The organism is Methylophaga marina (assembly GCF_030296755.1).
GTDB lineage: Bacteria > Pseudomonadota > Gammaproteobacteria > Nitrosococcales > Methylophagaceae > Methylophaga > Methylophaga marina.
The window spans coordinates 534,730-557,117 of sequence record NZ_AP027741.1 but is presented as its reverse complement, the minus strand read 5'-3'; the positions used below and the strand labels follow the sequence as shown (position 1 = coordinate 557,117).

Annotated in this window: 24 protein-coding genes and 1 pseudogene; 16 read left to right on the top strand and 9 right to left on the bottom strand. The window is 45.6% G+C overall.

The annotated features are described in order from the left end of the window. The first annotated feature begins 7 nt into the window (after window positions 1-7). The gene (locus tag QUE24_RS02770) at window positions 8-697 is read left to right on the top strand and encodes a class I SAM-dependent methyltransferase (RefSeq protein ID WP_286305139.1); all 690 of its coding nucleotides are present in this window, start codon (window positions 8-10) and stop codon (window positions 695-697) included. On the opposite strand, the gene dbpA is transcribed toward QUE24_RS02770, so the two are convergent. The 7 genes and pseudogenes from dbpA to QUE24_RS02735 all read right to left on the bottom strand — a co-directional run bounded on the left by dbpA (window position 694) and on the right by QUE24_RS02735 (window position 6,709). After that, on the bottom strand, window positions 694-2,076 hold the full coding sequence (dbpA, locus tag QUE24_RS02765; RefSeq protein WP_286305138.1) for an ATP-dependent RNA helicase DbpA: 1,383 nt from the start codon (window positions 2,074-2,076) through the stop codon (window positions 694-696). The genes QUE24_RS02770 and dbpA overlap by 4 nt on opposite strands. Before the next feature lie 208 nt (window positions 2,077-2,284). Continuing rightward, window positions 2,285-3,198: pseudogene (gene draG, locus QUE24_RS02760) on the bottom strand (ADP-ribosyl-[dinitrogen reductase] hydrolase). Between the two features lie 179 nt (window positions 3,199-3,377). Next, a complete protein-coding gene (locus QUE24_RS02755) occupies window positions 3,378-3,902 on the bottom strand; it encodes a TOBE domain-containing protein (RefSeq protein WP_286305137.1) in 525 nt (174 codons plus the stop codon). 23 nt (window positions 3,903-3,925) lie between these two features. Next, window positions 3,926-4,453, bottom strand: a complete 528-nt coding sequence (locus QUE24_RS02750) for a molybdenum ABC transporter ATP-binding protein (protein ID WP_286305136.1) — start codon at window positions 4,451-4,453, stop codon at window positions 3,926-3,928. Beyond that, window positions 4,450-5,127, bottom strand: a complete 678-nt coding sequence (gene modB, locus QUE24_RS02745) for a molybdate ABC transporter permease subunit (protein ID WP_286305135.1) — start codon at window positions 5,125-5,127, stop codon at window positions 4,450-4,452. The genes QUE24_RS02750 and modB overlap by 4 nt, the downstream gene beginning before the upstream one ends. A gap of 22 nt (window positions 5,128-5,149) precedes the next feature. Beyond that, window positions 5,150-5,905 carry a molybdate ABC transporter substrate-binding protein gene (modA, locus tag QUE24_RS02740; RefSeq protein WP_286305134.1) on the bottom strand — a complete coding sequence of 252 codons (756 nt, stop codon included), beginning with the start codon at window positions 5,903-5,905 and terminating at the stop codon, window positions 5,150-5,152. Window positions 5,906-5,920: 15 nt separating this feature from the next. Continuing rightward, window positions 5,921-6,709 (bottom strand): TOBE domain-containing protein, encoded by a 789-nt coding sequence (locus QUE24_RS02735; protein ID WP_286305133.1) that lies wholly within the window; start codon window positions 6,707-6,709, stop codon window positions 5,921-5,923. A gap of 601 nt (window positions 6,710-7,310) precedes the next feature. On the opposite strand from QUE24_RS02735, the gene QUE24_RS02730 reads away from it, so the two are divergent. The 3 genes from QUE24_RS02730 (at window position 7,311) to QUE24_RS02720 (ending at window position 9,625) form a co-directional block, all read left to right on the top strand. Then, window positions 7,311-7,781, top strand: coding sequence for a hypothetical protein (locus tag QUE24_RS02730; protein ID WP_286305132.1), 471 nt, complete (start codon window positions 7,311-7,313; stop codon window positions 7,779-7,781). 115 nt (window positions 7,782-7,896) lie between these two features. Continuing rightward, window positions 7,897-8,952, top strand: coding sequence for a DUF262 domain-containing protein (locus QUE24_RS02725; protein ID WP_286305131.1), 1,056 nt, complete (start codon window positions 7,897-7,899; stop codon window positions 8,950-8,952). After that, the gene (locus QUE24_RS02720; RefSeq protein ID WP_286305130.1) at window positions 8,942-9,625 is read left to right on the top strand and encodes an MAE_28990/MAE_18760 family HEPN-like nuclease; all 684 of its coding nucleotides are present in this window, start codon (window positions 8,942-8,944) and stop codon (window positions 9,623-9,625) included. The genes QUE24_RS02725 and QUE24_RS02720 overlap by 11 nt, the downstream gene beginning before the upstream one ends. 174 nt (window positions 9,626-9,799) lie before the next feature. Here QUE24_RS02720 and norR read toward each other — a convergent pair whose 3' ends face one another. After that, a complete protein-coding gene (gene norR, locus QUE24_RS02715) occupies window positions 9,800-11,380 on the bottom strand; it encodes a nitric oxide reductase transcriptional regulator NorR (RefSeq protein WP_286305129.1) in 1,581 nt (526 codons plus the stop codon). A 188-nt stretch (window positions 11,381-11,568) separates the two neighbouring features. Between norR and hmpA the strand changes: the two genes are divergently transcribed. The 3 genes from hmpA (at window position 11,569) to QUE24_RS02700 (ending at window position 15,049) form a co-directional block, all read left to right on the top strand. Then, window positions 11,569-12,765, top strand: coding sequence for an NO-inducible flavohemoprotein (gene hmpA / locus QUE24_RS02710; RefSeq protein ID WP_286305128.1), 1,197 nt, complete (start codon window positions 11,569-11,571; stop codon window positions 12,763-12,765). Between the two features lie 58 nt (window positions 12,766-12,823). Then, complete coding sequence (locus QUE24_RS02705) at window positions 12,824-14,008, top strand: NnrS family protein (protein ID WP_286305127.1); 1,185 nt, start codon at window positions 12,824-12,826, stop codon at window positions 14,006-14,008. A gap of 81 nt (window positions 14,009-14,089) precedes the next feature. Further along, window positions 14,090-15,049, top strand: a complete 960-nt coding sequence (locus QUE24_RS02700; protein WP_286305126.1) for an HPP family protein — start codon at window positions 14,090-14,092, stop codon at window positions 15,047-15,049. 363 nt (window positions 15,050-15,412) lie between these two features. On the opposite strand, the gene cadR is transcribed toward QUE24_RS02700, so the two are convergent. Next, a complete protein-coding gene (gene cadR, locus QUE24_RS02695; RefSeq protein WP_004364961.1) occupies window positions 15,413-15,820 on the bottom strand; it encodes a Cd(II)/Pb(II)-responsive transcriptional regulator in 408 nt (135 codons plus the stop codon). Window positions 15,821-15,915: 95 nt separating this feature from the next. On the opposite strand from cadR, the gene QUE24_RS02690 reads away from it, so the two are divergent. From QUE24_RS02690 to QUE24_RS02650, 9 genes are all read left to right on the top strand, one after another. Then, complete coding sequence (locus tag QUE24_RS02690; RefSeq protein WP_286305125.1) at window positions 15,916-16,812, top strand: cation efflux transmembrane domain-containing protein; 897 nt, start codon at window positions 15,916-15,918, stop codon at window positions 16,810-16,812. Between the two features lie 3 nt (window positions 16,813-16,815). Then, window positions 16,816-17,328 carry a signal peptidase II gene (lspA, locus tag QUE24_RS02685; protein ID WP_004863699.1) on the top strand — a complete coding sequence of 171 codons (513 nt, stop codon included), beginning with the start codon at window positions 16,816-16,818 and terminating at the stop codon, window positions 17,326-17,328. 21 nt (window positions 17,329-17,349) lie between these two features. Continuing rightward, window positions 17,350-18,639, top strand: coding sequence for an ISL3-like element ISPpu12 family transposase (locus tag QUE24_RS02680; RefSeq protein ID WP_004574636.1), 1,290 nt, complete (start codon window positions 17,350-17,352; stop codon window positions 18,637-18,639). Window positions 18,640-19,268: 629 nt separating this feature from the next. Beyond that, the gene (locus tag QUE24_RS02675) at window positions 19,269-19,733 is read left to right on the top strand and encodes a flagellar protein FlhE (protein WP_286305124.1); all 465 of its coding nucleotides are present in this window, start codon (window positions 19,269-19,271) and stop codon (window positions 19,731-19,733) included. Between the two features lie 234 nt (window positions 19,734-19,967). Next, window positions 19,968-20,537 (top strand): hypothetical protein, encoded by a 570-nt coding sequence (locus QUE24_RS02670; protein ID WP_286305123.1) that lies wholly within the window; start codon window positions 19,968-19,970, stop codon window positions 20,535-20,537. Between the two features lie 169 nt (window positions 20,538-20,706). Continuing rightward, window positions 20,707-20,922 carry a hypothetical protein gene (locus QUE24_RS02665; RefSeq protein WP_041354371.1) on the top strand — a complete coding sequence of 72 codons (216 nt, stop codon included), beginning with the start codon at window positions 20,707-20,709 and terminating at the stop codon, window positions 20,920-20,922. A 113-nt stretch (window positions 20,923-21,035) separates the two neighbouring features. After that, window positions 21,036-21,332: a DUF6228 family protein gene (locus tag QUE24_RS02660; RefSeq protein WP_286305122.1), complete on the top strand. Its 297-nt coding sequence runs from the start codon at window positions 21,036-21,038 to the stop codon at window positions 21,330-21,332. 103 nt (window positions 21,333-21,435) lie between these two features. Then, window positions 21,436-22,041 carry a hypothetical protein gene (locus QUE24_RS02655; protein WP_286305121.1) on the top strand — a complete coding sequence of 202 codons (606 nt, stop codon included), beginning with the start codon at window positions 21,436-21,438 and terminating at the stop codon, window positions 22,039-22,041. Window positions 22,042-22,046: 5 nt separating this feature from the next. Continuing rightward, window positions 22,047-22,223: a hypothetical protein gene (locus QUE24_RS02650; RefSeq protein WP_286305120.1), complete on the top strand. Its 177-nt coding sequence runs from the start codon at window positions 22,047-22,049 to the stop codon at window positions 22,221-22,223. The last annotated feature ends 165 nt before the right edge of the window (window positions 22,224-22,388 follow it).

Here is a 22,388-nt window from a genome sequence, read left to right as displayed (position 1 = left end):
TGATGAGATGACAACAGAGTCGAAAACAGACCTTGAGTTTTCAGGTAAATACGATGATACACACGCGAGAGCGTATTTTGAAAAACATCAGGATGGTTTATGGCGTCAATTATCTAATTGGCGTGATCACCAAGTGGCAAGAAAAGCCCTGAGCTTAGCGGGTGAGCCCCAGACTGTATTAGACGTACCTTGCGGAACGGGACGTTTCTGGTCTTTATTGTGCGAACAGCCACAACGTCAGATTTTTGCCAGTGATTACAGTCAGCATATGATCAATACTGGCATGCGCTATCGTGATAAAGCCATTACCGATCGGGTCGAAACCTTCCAATCATCGGCATTTAGTTTAGATGTGCCTGATAATTTCGTAGAAAATATTTTCTGTATTCGTCTTATTCATCACATTGGTGATGCACAAGATCGACTGGCATTGCTAAAAGAGTTTCACCGGGTCACGCAAAAAACCGTGATTATCTCGCTTTGGGTGGATGGCAACTTTAAAGCCTGGCGTCGTAAAAAGCTGGAGAAAAAACGCCATGCAAGAGATTACCAAAACCGTTTTGTGATTAATCAGCAAACGATTGAAGGTGAATTCCACCAGAGTGGTTTTAAGGTAAAAGCCGCTATCGACTTTTTACCCAAATATGCCATGTGGCGTACTTATATCCTTGAAAAGCAAGACTCTGTATTGGCTTAACGAATTTGTCTGGCGCGAACAGAGCGGCCTTTCACTTTGCCTTTAGCTAAGTAATTCATGGCTTGTCTAAGGGCACTTTGTTCAACGGCCACATAGCTAGACATATCGCGAATATCAATTTTGCCTATTTGCTGACCATTTAAACCGGCATCACCCGTCAACGCACCTAAAATATCACCCGGACGAATTTTATTTTTACGACCACTATCCAGTTGGATGGTGGTCATCTTGCCTTGTAGTGTGAAGCCTGAGTCTGGCTTGAGTTTAGATATGTTGCCGTAATTCACCGGTTCGGACTTATAGTTTTCGATGGCGACAACACGTGGCGCATCAGCGGGTGTGACAATACTCATTGCCATGCCTTTTTCACCGGCACGACCCGTACGTCCGATACGATGCACATACACTTCCGGATCACGTGGTAATTCATAGTTAATCACCATTTCCAGAGCGGCGATATCCAGACCTCTGGCCGCAACATCGGTCGCCACCAACACCGGGCAACTGTTATTCGTAAAGCGAATCAATGCCTGATCACGATCCCGTTGTTCAAGATCACCATGAATGGCTGCCGATTGTATCTGTTGACTGGATAACCACTGGGCTACTTCATCACACTGCTTTTTGGTATGACAGAAGATGACAGCATTATTTGGTTTGTAGTGTTGAATCAGCTTGATTAATGCTTGATCGCGTTCATTTTTATTAACATCAAAAAACAGTTGTTCAATGATGTCTTGTTTATGTTCTGAGGTAACTTTGACCGAAACCGGTGACGTTTGGATGGATTCACTCATCTGCTGAATCGTATCTGGGTAGGTAGCAGAGAACAGGGCAGTCTGACGTGATGACGGTGTTTGATCAATGATGTGGTGAATGACTTCTGCAAAGCCCATATCCAACATACGATCAGCCTCGTCGAGAACCAGTACTTTTAATTGATCTAACTTTAAACAGTTTTTGGTATGTAAGTCATTCACTCGTCCCGGTGTGCCGACCACGATATGTGAGCCGTGCTCTAATGACGCAATTTGTGGGCCGATAGGTTTACCACCGCATAAGGTAGTGACTTTAATATTCGGCATGAAACGCGCTAACTTTCTTAATTCGGTAGTGATTTGTTCTGCCAGCTCTCGGGTTGGGCTTAATATTAATGCCTGCACCCCAAAGAAACGCGGATTGATGCTATTTAATACGCTGATACCAAACGCCGCCGTTTTACCACTACCAGTTTTCGCCTGGGCGACCACATCCCGGCCTTTTAATAACCAGGGTAATGTTTCTGCCTGAATGGCTGTCATGCTGTCATAACCTAATGAGGTTAAGGCATCCAGTTGCGGCTGAGATAAGGGGAGGGATGAAAAAGCAGTATCTGACATAGGAACTCAATTAATAATCACGAATATGCGTGATGGCTGTTCAGCGGATATGAAAGTAAGACCTAGCGTGGTTCCGCAATCAAGACTGAACTTCTTAAAGGGAGAGAGATAAACTCAGGGAGCTATAGTCCTTTGAATATAGGAAAGAATTATACCTTGCTCATCCGTGCAAAGCGACATAACACTTCGTCTTCATCTCAGAAAGGTGTTAAGGATTTTGTTCAGCGAGTTTTTCAGCTAATGATAATAAGGTCGTGGTCTGTTTTTTAATCAGTTCAGAAATATCGGGATCGAGCTGTTTCAACCATCTTTCCGGAATCGCTCCCACACCATATTTCGCGCCTGCCAGCATACCGGCGAGAGCACCGACGGTATTCGCATCTCCCCCATATTCACCGTCTTAGTGATACAGTCTTCCAGACTATCGGTCGTGTGAAAAAAGTGCAGCACGGTTTGTATCGTATCAACGATATAGCCAGAGCTATGACCAGGATAAGGTGAGAAAGCAAACTGGGGCTCTTTTTCAATGAATTCAGCAATCTTTTCTTCAGCCAAATCAGTTTCTTGGCGAATTAAGTGTTTTACCAAATAGCCCAGCATCTGACTGGCTCGGTCAGAAAGGCTATTGTGATGAGTAAAGTGATTTTGTTCACACAGCCAGCTCTCAAACGCCTCATCCTGATATAGACAAATCAAAGCCAGAGGTAATATACGACTACAGGCACCATTACCCGCATCGTGATCATCATAAGGTGCCATCAAGTCACCGGTATTTTTATAACGACGGATACCGCGCAGTACCGCCTCGCTGATATCAGTTGGATGTTTACTCAGCCAGACCACAAAGTAATCAGCCACCACTTTAATATCCCAGCCTTGAGCATCAATAATGGCCTGACTGAGTGTGAGAGTCATCTCGGTAGCATCCGTCACATGACCCTGTGGTAAACCTAACCAGCCACCACCGGTAATATCTTTGTGCAGGCCATAAGTCTCGTGAATTTGTTCCGGGGTCATAAATTCTAAGGTGGCACCCAGCGCATCACCACAGGCAAAACCAAGATAGGCGCCTAAGGCTCTTTCGTAGAGAGAAGATGCGGTTATGGTTGTATCTGAGTTCATTGCTATTGAGCCTCAATTATCCATTGTCGAGTAGGTCTGAACATTTATGTGTTCCAGAAAACTGTCGGCAATGATAAAACTGAGCATCCACCGTCACATTGATCCTGATCATGAATGGTGTAAACCGAATGGTATTTATTTAAGTGGAAAGGGCTGAATAGTCAGAAATACAGTATTTTTTATTCAATAATCGCAGCGGATTTAATTTGTGCCCAGACCTCATCACCGACAGAGACACCAAGGTGATGAAATGAACGCGAGGTAAGACGACACAGTAAATAGTTCGTACCAACTTTGAGTCGAACTAATAAGATAGCTGGGTGAACGCCTTGACTGACTTCTTCGATACGAGCACGTAAGGTATTGGCAATACTGGAATCTTCATCAGGCGATAGGGTGAGGCTAACATCCCGTGCCAGCACTTGCAGACGCACATGACTACCGATAACAAAGTTCATATCTCTTACCCACATCTTGCCGCCATCAAACGCGGCTTCTGCAAGATGCCATTCGCTCTGGAGCTGCTCAATCTTAGCTTCAATAATCACACTGGCCTGTTCGTCCAGTTGTGACGATAAATCCAGTCGGGAAAGGGTGTGATTAAGTGCACCTGAAGCCTCAACCTGGCCTTCTTTCAGCAATACAATATGATCGGCTAATCGTGCGACTTCTGTAGGGGAGTGGCTGACATAAATCACCGGCATTTTTAAGGTGTCATGCAGCTTTTCTAAAAAGGTAGAAACTCACGTTTTCTGGCTACATCGAGAGCGGCTAATGGTTCATCCATTAATAATAGTTTTGGGTTCACTGCCAGACTTCGGGCAATGGCGACCCGTTGCTTTTCACCGCCTGATAATTTGGCCGGTTTACGATCCAGTAAATGTTCAATGCCTAATAAAGCAATGGTTTTATCCAGAGGAAAATCAGTATTGCTTTGTTTTCTGCGTTTAAAAGCATAATTCAAATTGGCCATCACACTCAGATGAGGGAATAACGTTGACTCCTGAAACACATAAGCAATTGGGCGCTGGTGGGGCGGGACAAAGGTGTTGTCATCCTGCCAGACATCGCCATTAAACACGAACTTGCCCTTGGCTTTTTCCAAACCCGCCATACAACGCAGAATGGTGGATTTACCCGAACCAGACGGGCCAAACAAAGCGGTGACACCCTGAGCGGGTATGCTCAAGTTAACATCCAGCGTAAAGCCCGGATGTTGAAGATAAAAGCGGGTTTCGATGCCAGACTTGCTCATGCGAGTTTTCTTTTATTGGGGTTAAACAGGTAGAGCAATAACAAGGTGACAAATGAAAACGCAATCATAATCGCCGATAGCTCCCAAGCCTGGTCATATTCTAAGGCTTCGACGTAATCATATATCTGCACAGAGACGACACGAGTGACATCAGGAATATTGCCACCAATCATTAACACCACACCAAACTCACCGACTGTATGAGCAAAGCCCAGAATGCCACCGGTTAAGAATCCAGGCATGGCTAGAGGCAAGGCAATAGTGAGAAATCGATCTAAGGGACTGGCACCTAGCGTGGCAGCGGCTTCCAGATAATGCTCATTAATATTTTCAAAAGCTAGCTGTATCGGTTGCACGACAAAAGGCAGGGAATAAAAAATAGACGCAATCACCAGCCCGCTAAAGGTAAAAGGCAAAGTGCCCAAGCCAAGCGCTTGAGTTAATTGACCCACCGGACCTTCAGGCCCCATCGCCACTAATAAATAAAAGCCAATAACAGATGGCGGTAAGACAATCGGCATTGCTACCAGTGCTTCAATAGCGACTTTAGCTCGACAGCGGGTGCGAGCTAGCCACCACGCGATAGGTGTGCTGATCAGCAACAGCAAAACGGTCACAATACTGGCCAGTTTTGCCGTGAGTAAGATGGCAGCTAGATTCGCGTCGCTAAACATAATGCTTTACGTTATTCCGTGTTCAATGTGAATAACCATAGGATTCGATAATCGCCAGGGCTTTGTCAGATTTAAGATAGTCGAGCAGGGCTTTTGCCGCATCATTGTGTTCCGCTTTTTTAAGTAATACCGCATCCTGACGAATAGGTGAGTAGAGGTCTTTGGGCACAATCCAGCCCGAGCCGGAACTTAGCTTGCCTTGTTTCATCACTTGCGATAAAGCCACAAAACCTACTTGGGCATTATGTGTAGCGACAAATTGATAGGCTTGGGCAATGTTTTCTCCCATCACAATTTTGTTGGCGACATCATCATAAACACCCAGATTATTTAATGTTTCAACAGCAGCCAAGCCATAAGGCGCAAGCTTAGGATTAGCTAAAGACAGATGTTTAAATTGACCTGTTTTCAACACATCTGGACTCTGGCTATCGACAAAATCTGCTTTGGGCGACCATAAAATCAATGCGCCCTGAGCATAGGTAAAACGATTGTCTTTAATGCTGAGCCCATCTTGTTCAAGGGCGAGAGGTTTAGCCGTATCGGCTGAAAGAAACACATCAAAAGGGGCGCCATTTTTTATCTGGGCAAAGAACTTACCGGATGAAGCAAAAGACAGCACCGTGTTATTACCCGTCTCTTTATCAAAGGCAGCCGCAATTTCCTGCATGGGTTCAGTGAAATTAGCGGCGACTGCCACCATCACGGTTTGCGCCTGAACGCTGCTGATAGCAAATAAACAGAAAAGGGCGGTGAACAGTTTTTGTAATGTCGTCATTGTGAAGTCTCAGTATTAATTCGCCACAGCAAGGATCACGTTGGATGCTTTAATTAACGCCGTGACTTGTGTGTCAGGTTTAAGGTCCAATTCTTGAGCGCTGTCATTGGTGATGGTGGCAGCCAGTGTTTTGCCACCGTTAAGTTCAATAATCACTTCTGTATTGATAGCGCCTTCATGGCAACGTGCCACTTTGCCAGTGAGTTTATTGCGAGCACTGGTTTTTAGCTGATGCTCTAAGGTCAAAATCACCCATGAAGCCTTAATCATCGCGTAGGCTTCTGTTCCTTGTTTAAGCTCAAGATGCTCAAGACTATCCGACGTGATATTGGCAACAATTTCATCATCACCACCGATATCCAAAATCACTTCGTTTGAAATTTCACCTTGTTTGATCGTTTTTACTTTGCCAAGAAACTGATTGCGGGCGCTGGTTTTCAAGTCAAATCTCCTGATGAGCTGATAATAAGCATCAAAGTCATCTACCACGTTATTTAATTGTTGCAGAACACGTTCACGTTCTTCATCAAGCCGACGATACGTGCTGACCAAACGACGTCCATGGTCGGTCAACCTGGCTCCACCACCATCACGACCCCCTTTGCGTCTTTCCACCAAAGGGCTCTCAGTCATATTGTTAATGGCTTCAACAGCATCCCAGGCGGTTTTATAGGTCATACCTAAGGCTGTGGCCGCGGCGCGAATTGATCCTGTGACATCAATCTGTTCGAGCAATGCCATATGATCGTATTTACGACCACGACTGAATAAAGCCGATTTAGTGTCTGCATGTTGCTCAGTCATTTGGTTTTTATTGTCTCTAAATACCGATAGTAGGTATAACTATATATCGGTATGAGCAACAGTACAATCTCAGCTTTAATGCATCGTGTGATTTGTAATAGGTTCAGGAGAGAGAACTAAAAATGATGTGGTTCTCTACAATAGTGCAGAAAGTAATGACTGATACATTATCAGCACGCTGGAGTGGGAAGCCTTCCATCAATGGATGGAATTTGAAGTGTTTGAAAAAATGATTATTGCTTAGCTTAAGCGAGTTAGCACCAGATTTTTATCATCCAATGCTTATGAGTGTTGCTTAGCAATAAAAACTATGAAATATTGACCTAATATCAATTGATTGCACTGCGATTTAAATCTCAGTTCGTAAAGGACTTAAAGGAATATAGAAATGGAACATTCAAAATGAATATCACTTTTTCTCAGAGAAATATTCTTTTCCAAGAGAGTCAAAGTATGACTCTATTTTCCAAAAAAATGAAAGTCGTTTCTTTTTAATCAAATGCTTAGCGTTTTTTTAATGGAGTCATGAAGCGACTTCTTTAATATCTATTATGAAGCCAGAGGCTTCATAAAACATGATGTTATATTTTCGGAGAGTACGATGAGTTTTCAAATTTATTCGAGTGATTTTCTCCCTGGTCACGGCATCCCGGTATTGGTAGTAACTGAGCCTGTGCTTGCTGGAGACGGGGCGCGGTTTGTGGCGGAGTGCCATGCTTTCTTTTGCGGGGAACCAGAGTCATACGCCTTGTTCACTGCTAGCTTCAAGCAGGAAGAAAAGTCATGTATCGACGGTGAGGAAGTGAGTGCAGCTGCAAAGCAAAGCGGCGAGTTTCATCTATACAACTATCTTGCAGAGAAAAGCAACGTCCGGTACCAAGCCATTCTTGCCGGATTCGGTGGAAGATTTTCTCCGTCTGAGAACAAACTATTATTACAGCTTCATATGAGGAACTTTCTTTCATCATATGTGGAATCAAAAATTGAGAGTCACACGAGCGACAGTGAGCTCAAATGCCATATCCAAATGGTATCTAGGCTTTCTCGTGTAACCACTGAGAAGAAAATATAAAAAAGCAATTAAATTCGCTCCCTGCGGTCGCCGGACGCTCGTTCCCCGCGCCGCTTATTGCGGGATTTTATTGCCCGCAAATTTAAGTCAATACTATGAATAAAGAAGGTGAAAATTGAACTTCTCGAAAATACAAGAACAGCTAGACAACAATAGAAGATCTGTTGCTTTTGATAGCTATGACATAACGTTGAAGCAGCTATACGATATGGTCTTGGAAGGAATGGTTGATATAGCCCCCGAATATCAGCGTCATTTTGTCTGGGATAGCTCAAGACAGTCAGCTCTAATTGAATCTTTATTCCTTGGAATTCCAATCCCAAGCCTATTCATGGCAACCAATCGAGATGCATCATGGGAAGTTATTGATGGACTTCAAAGGCTCTCTACAATATTGAATTTCATTGGTACCAAGGATGAATTACAAGACCTAAATATCAAGCATCAAAAGCTTAAGCTCTCAGGTCTTGAAAAACTAGAATCCATGAATGGTCTGTACTATGAGGATTTACCGAAATCTATGCAGTTCATGCTTCAGACTAGACCGCTAAGGGTAACAGTATTGAATGACCGTAGTGATTTCAATGTTAGATACGACCTGTTTGAACGACTTAATACAGGAGGTGTCACTCTACATGAACAAGAAATACGAAACTGTGTTTATATCGGTGAGTTTAATGACTTTTTGAAAGAGTTATCGGTTAACCAAGATTTTCGTGCTGTCGTAAAAATGACAGAAAATGCTGAACGCCTTGGAAGTTATGAGGAATTAGTTTTGCGGTTCTTTGCCTATCATGATGATCAGGAGCAGTTTGTTCACAGTGTTAAAGAGTTCCTAAATGATTTTATGGAGAAAAAAACTAACAGCTTCAAGGATAAGAAGCGACTTCGTGAATTATTTGTCAAAACATTTAAGGCGCTGAATGATAATCTCCCTGAAGGCATCGTGCGAGGTGCTAGAAAAAACGTGACACCGATTGTTTTATACGAGGCAATTTCGGTTGGATGCGCAAAAGCTATTAATAGTGGAAACCAATTTGATCTGAGTCATTTGCAAGATCTGCTCAATGACGGGGAACTTAAGAAATGTACGACTGGTGCTACTAACAGCAAAAAGATGTTAAATAAGCGAATTAGGATAGTAAAGGACAGGCTGTTAAATGCCGTTTAGCATAATACGAGCAAATTCAAGAGAACGATTCGGTGAGGTCTTTATAAACCTAGCATTTATCGAAGAAAATGAAGGAAGTCGCGAGTCCTCAGTTGAGATTAAGATACTTAGAGGATTATTCTACGTACACTTATATTCAGCTTTAGAAAAAGCTATAAATGAAACAATTGAGCAAACTATTCTCTTAGTCAAACAGGATAGTGTGAAAAATAAACATTACGACGCAGCTTTTAATGTCATATCACTCAACTCAAAAATGCAGTCTTTCAAACACTGCAGTAACAAAAATTACTTTTCCAAATCAACAGAGGTTTTTGAAGGAGTGATTTCTGATGAAGTCTTTGAGTTAAGTAATACCGTTTTTTCAGAGAGTCTTCAGAACGTTTGGTACAAAACAATCCAAGACACTCTCCGAAGTTTTGGGTTGGAGCCTATTAATATTGACCCGCGAGTAAGATTGACTATCGATGAATTAGTGGACAAGAGAAATGCAGTGGCACATGGGCGTGAAACCCCCGTTTCTGTTGGTGAAAGACATCGATCAGACACTTTGCGGAAGAAAGCTCAAGAGATTCAGTTAGTGGTAGAGCAGTTTCTGTCTGTGTTTGAAGACTATGTAGTCAACAAAAAGTATATTAGTAGGCAGTATATTAATGAGTACCTGCGGGCTTAAAAATCTTCTTACAAAAGAGTCAATCAGAGAACCAAGGTATCAGCCAACTTGATCTAAGCGCTCTAACGGGCGCGTGAACCGGGTGTTACAAGGCAAAATGAAGAACGTATTAATTCCAACCATTGGCTTTCTTATCGGGAATCAATAGGGTCAGAGTGTTTGATTTTCAGTGCTTTAGTTGAAAGTAATCTGCGTATTTTTTTGAACGGTGATGTTAAGTCGTTTCGCCATGCGGACAAGGTTCGAGCGATCTATCTGTAACTGTTTGGCGGCCATTGCCCAGTTACCATCAGCTTGTTGTAATGTGTGTGCAATGACTCTTTTCTGAAAGGCTTCCGTCGCTGCTTTTAAACTCATATGGGGCAGACTGTTAACTGGGTTAGTATCCAGCTCAGGTAAGTTGCCTACGGGTTTATCAGCTGTAATTTCAAGCAACTCTGATGTGAGTGACACAATCGCCTGATGAGGTGAAGCAGCTTTCGCTCTTAAAGCTGCTCGGCTGATTACATGTTCCAGTTCACGTACATTGCCAGGCCAGGAATAATTGAGCAGGCTGGTGTTGGCTTCTGAGGTTAATCGAAGCTGGCGGATATTCAATTGGCGACTGATGCGTTCGAGAAAATATCCGGCCAAAAGCAACACGTCTTCTCCACGATCTTTCAGGCTGGGCAGATGAATGGGATACACCATCAGACGATGGTAAAGATCGGAACGGAACTGCTCATTCTCAACTTCTTTTTCCAAATTCCTATTGGTGGCAGCAATAATGCGTACATCTACATGTTCGACTTTATCTTGACCGACTGGTTGAATCTCACCTGATTGCAAAACACGTAATAATTTACTTTGTGTGCTGAGTGGTAACTCACCTACCTCATCCAGAAACAGGGTGCCACCATTTGCCAGCTGAAACTTACCGGCGCGTGCTTTATCTGCACCGGTAAAGGCGCCTTTGGTGTGGCCGAATAACTCACTTTCAACCAGCGACTCTGGCAGGGACGCACAGTTCAAATACACCAGTGGAGCTGTTTTACGCTCTGAAAGTTGATGGATTTTCCTGGCAACCAGCTCTTTACCCACACCCGTTTCACCAGTGATCAGCACCGTAAAATTGGAGCCAGACACCAGCTCGATATTGTTTTTCAGCGTTTGCATCACTGGGCTTTGCCCAATAATCTCACCGCCGTCTTTTAATAAAGCTTCCTGGGTTAACTCTTTGACGACTTCCTGAGCATGATGCGCACTGAGTTCTAGCTTCTTGAACTCCAAGGCTGTTTTTAAGGTAGCAGCGGATAAGGCCGTGATTAATTCCAGGGTTTTTAGTTCAATCTCATCAAAAGCATATGGTTTAAAGCTATCTAAAGTGACAACACCAATAAGCTGATTGTCTGAATACAGTGGTAAGCCCATACAGGAATGAATCGGTAAGTTGCCTAGTTGAGATACCAGCAAGCCATCATAGGGATCGGGTAAGTCACAGTCGTTAGCAAATAACAGAGGTTTGTTTGAGTCACAAATGCGTTGCAACCTCGGGTGCTCTGCAAGTAAAAAGCGTCTGCCTAATACGTCTGATGATAAGCCTTGCATAGCGAGTGGTGTCAGCATGCCATCACGAAAGCCAAGTAACACCACCGCATCACAGGCAATGGCTTTTCGTATTGAACCTAACAGGCGATCAAACCGATCTCCGGTATTCAAACTATTGGCTAAGTCTAGGGCGACTTCGACTAAAAGGTGATGGCTGTTTAATGACATTAGGCTGTTCTTTTAATCAGGTTATAAATACATGAATAGGTCAATATGACTCTTTTTTACGTAGGTCATAAAGACACGGTTGATGAAGTATATCTGACTAAGTAATTGAATTATATAAGCAGGTTTATCTGGCATAGCTTCTGCAATATGTGAGTAGTAATACATAAAAACAGCATAGCGAGGACAATATGTTAGATACACACACTATCCAAATCGTGAAAAGCACGATTCCCATACTGGAAGGGGCAGGCACAACGGTCACTGATCATTTTTATCAGCGTATGTTTAATGCCAATCCAGAACTAAAAGATATCTTTAATTTAAGCAATCAAAAAAACGGTCGCCAGCAATTTGCATTGTTCAGTGCGGTGGCGTCTTATGCTAAATACATTGATAACCTGGGTGAGCTGGGCGAGTTGGTCGAGCGTATCGCACAGAAACACACCAGCTTTGATATTCAGCCTGAGCAATATCAGATTGTCGGTCATCACCTGATTGAAACCTTACGAGAGTTAGCGCCCGACGAGTTCACCGATGATGTGGCTGAAGCCTGGATAAAAGCCTATCAGTTATTGGCTACAGTATTAATTGACCGCGAAAAAGCGCTTTATCAAACTAGCAGAGAAGAACAGGGCGGCTGGACTGGACCAAGATCGTTTCAGGTCAAAGACAAAATCAAAGAGTCTGAGTTAGTGACCAGTTTTATTTTTGAACCGGTGGATGGACAGCCGATAAGACAGTATCAGCCGGGCCAGTATATTGCCGTCAGAGTGAAACCTGATAATGCCGAGAATGTTGAGATTCGCCAATATTCACTTTCAGATAAATATCATCCTGAGCATTACCGTATTAGTGTGAAACGTGAGCGTTCTCCTATAAAGGGCATGGTATCTAACCATCTGCATGATGCCGTGGAAGTGGGCGATACAGTCGAATTAATGCCACCGGCGGGCGCTTTCTTTTTAACCAAGCCTAGCCGACCGGTGATGTTGATTTCTGGCGGTGTTGGTTTAACGCCAATGATGTCTATGCTGGAGACTTTAGTCAGTGATGATGCTTACCAACACGATATCTTCTTTTTGCACACCTGCAAAAATGCTCAGCAACATTCATTCAAGCAGCGTTTAACGGCGTTGAAACAGACTCACACGAATCTGCATGATTTTTATTGGTATAGCGAAGAAACGAATGCCTCAGAAGATATTCATACGGGTTTGATGGATATCAACCTGCTCAGAGACAAAGTCGATTTTAATAATGTCGAGGTATATCTATGTGGGCCACTGGAGTTTATGCGCTTTGTGCGTTTGCAATTGCATGTGAATGGTGTGCCATCAGAACGCGTCCATTTTGAAACATTCGGACCACATGACGACATTATTTAACCCAAAGCAACAGCTGAGCCCGAAAGGGCTCGCTGTTTTTATCTTCTGGTAGCTGCTTATGTCTATAAAATCTTGTCGTGCATTTTTTTCATTGCCTGTGTTTGATCTGGCTTTCAGGCCATTGTTTTTACTGGCTAGTCTATTTGGCATCATCGCTTTGCTGTATTGGGGCGGTGTCTGGAATGGATGGGTAAATCCGAGTCAAGCTTTACCCGCCACACTCTGGCACGGTCATGAAATGATGTTTGGTTTTGTCGGTGCGGTGTTGGTTGGCTTTTTATTAACGGCCGTACAAACCTGGACAGGTTTACGCTCCATTCATGGTAAGCAATGTGCATTATTAGTAGGGTGTTGGCTCGTTGGGCGTATTGCGATGTGGCCAGGAGTCGGCTTGCCATCATGGTTAGTGATATTGCTGGATAGCAGTTTTTTTATATATGCCGGGCTGTTCTTGGCTAAGTTGATTTATCAAAAGAAACAAAAGCGTAATTATTTTGCAGTGGTGGTGTTGCTGCTACTGATCTTTACCAATATTCATTTTCATTTATCCAGTCAGGCTCAGCAGTTTGAAACCGTAAGCAACAGTCTTTATTCAGCCGTATTTCTGATTACGCTGATGATGGCAGTCATCGGTGGCCGTATTATTCCGATGTTTACAGCTAATGCGACACAGATTCCAGCCAGACCACGTTTGCTATGGCTGGACAGGGCAGCGTTGTTTTCTGTTTGGTTAATTGTGGCGGTGTTTTTCCTGCAATTGCAGGCATGGATATCAGATTATTTACTGGCGGTCATGTTAATGGTAGCAGCATGTCTCACAGCCATAAGGTGTGCCTGCTGGCGTTTTTTTACTACCTTATCACACCCTTTATTATGGTCATTACACCTGAGTTACTGGTGTATTCCTCTTGGCTTGTGTTTACTGGCTTACCATTATGCTGGGGGAAATGTGAGTATGAATGATGCCTTGCATGCCTTAACCATCGGCGGCATGGGCGGGCTTATTTTAAGCATGATCTCACGTGTCTCACTCGGTCATACCGGCAGACCGATTATCGCGTCTTCAAAGATTAAAGTCGCTTTTATCTGCGTGCTGATAGCCGGCTTAGTCAGAACGCTGATGTTTAGCGTGTTTTCAGCCAGTTTATTCAGTCTGTGGCTCAGTATTCTGCTATGGGTATTGGCGTACAGTATTTTTCTGTATCAATACACACCGATTTTATTATCTGAGAGAAAAGGTTGAGCTTGATAAAACCTGTCGCTATATGAGGATGATTTAAATAGGTATAATTTATGCCTATTTTGTATCCCGTGATTTTAAATTATGACGCATGCTTTAAAACAACTCATGCTATGGCTGGGGATTGAGAAAAACAGAACCAGCCATAGCGAAAAAGTGATCTCAGCATTCGGGGCAATGGTCGGTATTTTGGTGACCATCCTGATGACGAAGTGGCTGTCACAGCATATTTCGATAAGTGCGGGTTCAGAGTTATTGATCATTGCCTCATTTGGCGCCACCGCCGTATTGGTGTTTGCTGTTCCTCATGGTGCCTTATCACAACCATGGCAAGTGATTGCAGGCCATCTAATCTCTGCTGCTGTGGGTGTGACCTGTCAATATCTTCTTGGAGCAACACCACTGGCAGCCGCTATTGCCGTAGGTTTGGCGGTGGGGCTGATGTATTACACGCGCTGCATCCATCCACCCGGTGGCGCCACTGCATTAAATGCCGTTCTGGGCGGAGCAGGTATCACACAATTGGGCTACAGCTATCTGCTTTTCCCCGTGTTGAACAATGTCATCGCTATCCTGCTGGTGGCAATTATGTTTAATGCCTTATTTCACTGGCGACGCTATCCAGTGCATTTATCCAGACTTGTTACGGAACCTGTTCAATTAGAGGTGCCATCCGAAGACGTCTCTCTGACCACCGAAGATTTTAACGCTGCTATTCGTGAGCTGGATTCTTTCGTGGATTTAACCGAAGAAGGCTTGAGCGAACTCCTGGAAAAAGCCAAACAAAATGCCTTACTGCATATCGAGCATCCAGAAAAAATCAGCACAGGTAAGTTCTACAGCAATGGCAAAATTGGTCACACATGGGCCGTTCGCCGAGTCATAGACGAGGGCAAAGAAGGTAGTAAGAATGACGTGATTATTTACAAAAATGTAGCCGGTAATGACCTATACAACACCGGCATGCTGGAACGCGAAGCCTTCCGCCAATGGGCCAAATTTGAAGTCTACGAACAAAATGGTCGCTGGTTGAGGCTAAACTAGCGAACATTACATATTTATCACTCGATCCATCTGAATGTTGCCCAATAATTAAAACTATGGAATATTGACCTAATATCAATAGATTGCATTGCGGCTACTAGAATAGTTTGTAAAGGATTTAAAGGGACGTAGAAATGGATTGTTCAATATGAATATCGCTTATTCTCCGAAATACTCTGACTTCCAAGAGAATCAAGGTATGGCTCTATTTTCCCAGCCCACTTCATCTTTTTGGCTATATTTGCCAAAAAAAATAATCGCGTTTTTATTAATAATGGGTAAGCGGATTAAATGGTTGATCTTACCTTTGCATGAGAGTGAGACAGACCGGCATCTCATCGGATTATCTGGTTGATGCTTCACCTACTGCTGGTGCATGTTTCCTTCGCTAATTCCAGCAAGAACCCCACACGCCTCAACTTCCCGGTCATCGTTGCAACTCGCTCTCAGTGAAACGAGTTGTTTCTCAAGCGCTTGCAGAGCGGTTATCTGCGACCGCACATGAGAGATGTGATCATCGAGCAAGGCGTTGACGGCGGTACAAGGCTGATGAGGGTCGTCCTGATAGCTCTGTAGTTCGTGAATCTCAGCCAGTGACAGGCCCAGGATTCTGCAGCGACGGATGAAGGCCAGCCCCTCACCATGCTTCTCGGTATAGACACGGTAACCGTTGTCCTGCCGATCAGGCGGCGGCAACAAGCCCTGCTGTTCATAGAAGCGGATCGTCTGTGTTTCGACCCCTACCAACTGCGCCAACTGACCAATGCGCATCAGCCTCCTCCCCAACGGATTCTTTACTCTATTGACCTTATAGTAGCTTTATAGTTTTAAATGGTACCACAACATTGTTCAAGTGGAGTCGTATCATGAGCAAATCCTGTGGTGGCGCCTGTGGCGGTGATGCAACGTCCGCAGCGGATACCCATATACAGGCCTCCTCCGAGGCGCCAGGGAGATGGGTCAGTGTTTATGCCGTGCCGAAGATGGACTGTCCATCAGAAGAACGAATGATTCGCCTAGCCCTGAACGGCTTTGAGGAGATTCGGGCGCTGTCCTTCGACTTGTCGAACCGCCGGCTGAAGGTCGTGCATGACGGTGAGGTCGAGCCCGTCACCTCGAAACTGAAGACCTTGGGGCTAGGCGCCTCGCTTCAGGAAACCGTCGCTGCAAATCCGGAGACCATCAAGGCCGCCGAGTTTTCGGCAGCTTCTGCTAAGCAAGAATCCGGGACCCTGCGCTGGTTGCTCGGCATCAATGCACTTCTGTTTGTGGTGGAAATGACTGCCGGTCTGATCGCCCAGTCCACCGGCCTGATTGGAGAATCCCTGGACAATTTTGCCGATGCGGCGGTGTACGGGCTTGCCCTTTATGCGGTTGGACATAGCGTGAAAATGCAGGTACGTGCCGCGCATCTTGCTGGTGTACTGCAACTGATCTTGGCTGTGGGCGTGCTCGTAGAGGTGGTGAGACGCTTTGTATTCGGTAGTGAGCCTGAATCGCTGGTGATGATGGCTATCGCATTCGTCGCATTGATTGCCAATACCAGTTGTCTGCTGCTCATATCCAAACATCGGGAAGGCGGGGCGCACATGAAGGCAAGCTGGATATTCTCGGCCAACGACGTGGTGATCAACCTGGGGGTCATCACCGCCGGCGTCCTGGTCGCGTGGACCGGTTCCAATTATCCGGATCTGATTATCGGCACCATCGCGGGGGGCATTGTACTTAACGGTGCCAGACGCATTTTGGCGTTGAAGGGTTAAATAATGCTCATTATTGGCAAAAAGCTCTCGCCGTATGCCCTATTGTCCATATCGGGCCTGCTGGCAGCGTCTGATCAGGCTGTAAAGTGGCTGGTGCAGCAATCAATGGCCTATGGCGAGTATGTTTCGGTGACCCCGTTCTTTAACTGGGTGCACCTATGGAACACCGGTGCCGCATTCAGTCTTTTTGCGAATGGTGGAGGCTGGCAGCGCTACTTTTTTATCGGGATCGCGGTAGTGGTCTCGATTTTTCTGATCAAGCTGATCCTTGAAAATCGTCATAAAGGAGAAGCCATCGCTTACAGTCTTATCCTCGGTGGCGCCATGGGCAACCTGATTGACCGGGTCTTTCGCGGCTATGTTGTGGATTCCTTTGATTTCTATTGGCGAGACTGGCATTGGCCGGCCTTCAACCTGGCTGATATTGCAATTGTCCTCGGTGCCTTACTTTTCGTTTCCAGCAGCTTGTTGGGTAAAAAAGCAAACACCAATGCCGAGCCGGATGGATCTGACTGACACCTACGCCTATACAACACCATGACCGAACTTCCCGACAACATCCTTCACCTGCCGCAATACCAAGTACTGGGCTGCAAATCAACCGACGACGAAATGCACTTCCAGGTGGACGTGCCCGATCCCATCGCCTGCGAGGAATGCGGCGTGCAGGGTGAGTTCGTACGGTTCGGCAAGCGTGACGTTCCCTATCGTGATCTGCCCATCCACGGCAAGCGGGTCACTCTCTGGGTGGTCCGCCGCCGATACACCTGCCGGGCCTGCAAGACAACATTCAGGCCCCAGCTACCGGAGATGGTGGACGGATTCCGTATGACACTGCGGCTGCATGAGTACGTGGAGAAGGAATCCTTCAACCACCCCTACACCTTTGTGGCGGCACAGACCGGCCTGGACGAGAAGACGGTGCGCGACATCTTCAACGCCCGCGCCGAGTTCCTGGGGCGCTGGCACCGCTTCGAGACGCCCCGCATCCTGGGCATTGACGAGCTATACCTGAACAAGCGCTACCGCTGCATTCTGACCAACATTGAGGAGCGAACCCTGCTCGACCTGCTGGCCACCCGCCGCCAGGACGTGGTGACCAACTACCTGATGAAGCTGAAAGACCGGCAGAAGGTCGAGATCGTCAGCATGGACATGTGGAACCCCTACCGGGCAGCGGTCAAGGCTGTGCTGCCCCAGGCCCGTATCGTGGTAGATAAGTTCCATGTGGTGCGCATGGCCAACGATGCCCTAGAGAGAGTGCGCAAGGGCCTCAGAAAGGAGCTGAAACCGTCCCAGAGCCGGACTCTCAAGGGAGACCGGAAAATCCTGCTGAAACGCGCTCACGAAGTCTCAGACCGGGAGCGCCTCATCATGGAGACCTGGACAGGCGCGTTCCCGCAACTGCTGGCCGCCTACGAGCACAAGGAGCGCTTCTACGGCATCTGGGACGCCACCACACGGCTCCAGGCAGAAGCCGCCCTGGACGAGTGGATAGCCACCATCCCGAAGGGCCAAAAGGAAGTCTGGAGCGATCTGGTCAGGGCAGTGGGAAACTGGCGCGAAGAGACCATGACCTACTTCGAGACGGACATGCCCGTCACCAACGCTTACACGGAGTCCATCAACCGACTGGCCAAGGACAAGAACCGTGAAGGGCGCGGTTACTCCTTCGAGGTGATGCGGGCACGAATGCTCTACACCACGAAGCACAAGAAGAAGGCACCGACTGCGAAGGTCTCTCCTTTCTACAAGAAAACCATCGGTTACGGACTGCCGGACTTCGCAGAGGAACTCAACTACGGAGTCGATCTATCAACCATCTGAGGGTGGTATCAGATTGATGGGGTGAAGGTGCCCCATCAACCATTAAATCCGTATACCCTTAATAATCAGTTGCTTAAGATCTATAAATCTGAATTATGAAGCGACTTCTTTAATATTTATTATGAAGCCGCAGGCTTCATAAAAGACACTGTTAGGCGTAAAATAAATCGAGCCTGGCACCAATATCACTCAAAACGCGCAAGGATAGCAGGGTTGCTGGGGCAATCAGTGCCTGGGATCGGCCTTTGGGAAGATGCGGCTGCCAGCGGCCAATTTCTTCTCCATCATCGCTCTTCGGTGGTCAGAAGGGCTTAAACCGAGTCTTGACGGCACTCCAGATCAGGGGGATATTTTCGCATAGGCGGTTGGACTTCCTATTCTTGAAGCGGCGATCCGGGCTGATCAAGGCCGTGGCCACTGCGGACATCAAAAAAACAACCCGTGTGAACTGAGAGGTCAATTCCGGATGTCGCCAGGAGGCAGTTTCTGATTTCGCTTGACACTTATTCGGCGTTGTGCATCCAATATCTTGGAGGCCTAATGCGCAACGAACAGCGGTAGTTGACTTCCGAGTAACTTGACTTAAGTTACTGTTTTTATGTGGTTGCGCCCCGCGCATTGGGGAGCTAATGAATAGATCAATACAATTGGAGAACTGCTATGAAGATCAAGAGCATACTTACTGGAATGGCGTCATATTCGCTTTTTTGTCATCAGCAGCACATGCGGCGGATGATTTCTGGGAGCACACGCGGTTAGGTTACACAATTTATTTTTCTGGAGGTTATGCAACCACTCCATTTAACCCGCCGTCTTCTGTCCCCAGAAGGGACGCTGAAATTACAGACGTTTCCTGGGATTGGAATACCATTCCTAACGGCCATACGTCTGAAGAAGTCGAATTGTGTTACCGAAAACAATACTCATCCTCTGATTTTCTTTGTATCGATATATCAGCTGCGCAAAATGACAATTCAGATGCATTTGACGGGTTTAACGCCCGTGGCACTTTCCATTTACGATTTACTTTAGTCGGAGGAGCGTATTCAACTATCCGTACAGCGGATACAGTAAGAGTGGATTACAGCTACTGATGTAATACAATATGACAGATTACCCCCTTTGTCATAAGGAGGAAATGCAGCATGAATATCATCACTGGATTTATTAACAGCTCAGCCCAAAGCGCATTGCAGTCGGATACCTCCGTTGCTAATTCCAAGGATATAACGAATTCAGAGAATACAAGCAGCTCCGGCTCTCGGATCAGCAATACTACTAATCCAGCCCTGCAGATTAGCGCCCGAGGTCATTCTATAAGCCTATTGGTGCAAGGCGCGAACGAGTTTTTACGCCAAGAACTTGGGCCCAGTTACCTTCCCATAGCAAGAGGCCAAGCGTTGCTTGACCAAGCCGTTAGCATGGTAACAGCCAATACCGAAATTGATATAGATGGCCAAGCGTTGAGAAATGCCTTGCAGCAAGAACACAACATTCGTGAAACGATACCAAGACCTAACCCTTCATCTGATAGTGGAAATGTCTTTGATTTTTTATCGGAAAGCGACAGAGAAGCGTTGGAAGCTGCGTATGATTATGCTGTAGAGAACAACCTCGATGCTGATGATGTTGAACTGGCAGCCGGGTTACTTGCCAGTGACCGACGACGCCAAGCCGCTATTGCTTCAGGTACAATCTATTTAGTGCATGAGCCAAGTGAGAATGCAGGCAAGTTTATTCCCCAATCATCAGCTAACTTACCCAATACAGACACTAGCAATCCGCGCCAGTCACTGATTGATCGATTGACATCCGGCGACCTATTCAGTAAAAATCCGTTTCTCAACCAGGCGTTATTCATCGAAGCGGCGTTTCGCACCCTGCAATTAAAGAATTAAAGGGGTCTGGTTGAAATTATTTTTCCAGGCAAAGAATCAACACACGATCAATCGCCTAACGATGGCATTCAGCCGCGCGCGCGAATAGCGCGCCGGCTGATGCTGGCGTTAGGCCAGAAGCCCAACGTTCATATCTGACGATCAAAAGTCGTCACTTTACAAGAAGGGTTTGAGTTATAGCGACAACCATGTTTTTGAAGAAACGGTAAAATGTCAGGGCGGGAAAGAAAAAATGGATATTGAGTTTGGCCGCTCTTCATTCTATGACGAGGATAGTATTTATCTGAATGTCGATGGCAAATCTGTGATTATGGATCGTGCTACAGCCAAGAAATTTGTGGAAACCGTTCTGGGTGTTGGCCACTATTTCGGTTTTGTCGATTAATCATCGGCGCAAAACCGGTAATTGAGCCTAACAATCACAGTCACGGCGACGTCTACTACATTGCGGCTTCGCCTCCATTTCGCAGCCGCGCGTGCTGTTGGCGTTAATGGTCTATGGAAACGATAGAAATCAAGTCATGTGATGACGCCACAACCCTCTCCTTGAGGATCGTTGGTGGCAACGAGGAGGGCTCAAACTTTGTTGCCTCTGTTACTGGCGCTCCATTTATAGGTGAAGTCAATACAACAACCTATTTTGTCGGCCCGCCAAGTCTTCTGTTTCGGGATATGGCAGACAACTGGCGAGGCTGGAAAGGGGAGAAGATATGGGGAGCTTTGGACGGAGAGTTCATGCTCACGGCAACGGCTATGCATGTTCAAGGTGTCAGCAAACTTGATTTCTTTCTATAGATTTCTCACTCACACACTTCATCAATTTACTAAATGAAACTCATCACTGAGTTCTTAGTCAGTACCCCTCTAAACATTAATTTCCCACGGAGGAGGAGAACCTATGGAGTATGTTGGCCCCGTCAGCTCTGCTGTTATGGCCATTATCTGGCTTGTCTATTTACAGTTAATTCTTAGTCAATATCGCCGTAATAATCGGCCCTATCTTCTTTTTCACCATGCTCAAAATGAGAACCCCGATGCGCTGTGTATGTTGGTGAATATGGGGGAGCGGCCTGTTCATGTGGTGTGTGTACAAGCCGTGATAAAAATGACGTCCGGGGAGGAGCATAAGCTTGCTGTGACCGAGTTTGAGCGCATTAATGTTACGGAGCAAAATGTGCAGCAAACCTTGCGTCAAGGGCCGTTGCTAAATGGTAGTTATCTGATTTTAGGAACATTTCGAGACATTATTGAAAAGACTCAAAATGAAATAGGTTTAAACGCTTCACTGGAAGACGTTGAATGTCTCGAGTTAAGAGCCGCAGTAATTCATGCGCCAAGTAAACACCCTGTTGGGGCGAAACGCGCATTTGTGTTGAAGCACAATACAGGCACTTGCGTTTATCCAAAAGACATCAATACTAGGCAGATGGTAAAACGAAAAGACAAACAAGAAGTCGCGCAGTGGATAGAGTCTGAGCTACATCCACGTGAGAATAATGAATAGTAATAGTGATAAGCGCGACTGTTTTGAGTTGGGTGCCAGCGTTGATTCAGTTTCTGTTTGCTGTGGTGGCGATGCACTTTATTGCCAAGTGGATGCAAGAAGCGATCTTTATTGAGAACCTAGCTTATGGTGGGGAAAAGTCAGGGCTACTCACTCTCTGGTTTGGTCATTTTTCACTTTAGCTTGTTACGTTATTTTCGCGCTGAGTTTGATTTATCTACTTGATACATAGTTGTATTCCTAACCAGCTTTGCCTGTTCAGATTGATGTGAGTGGGGAAGTCTTAATGCTAGAAATCGCCAAAACCCACTTTTATATAGGCCTTCTAGTACCAATGTACAATTGAT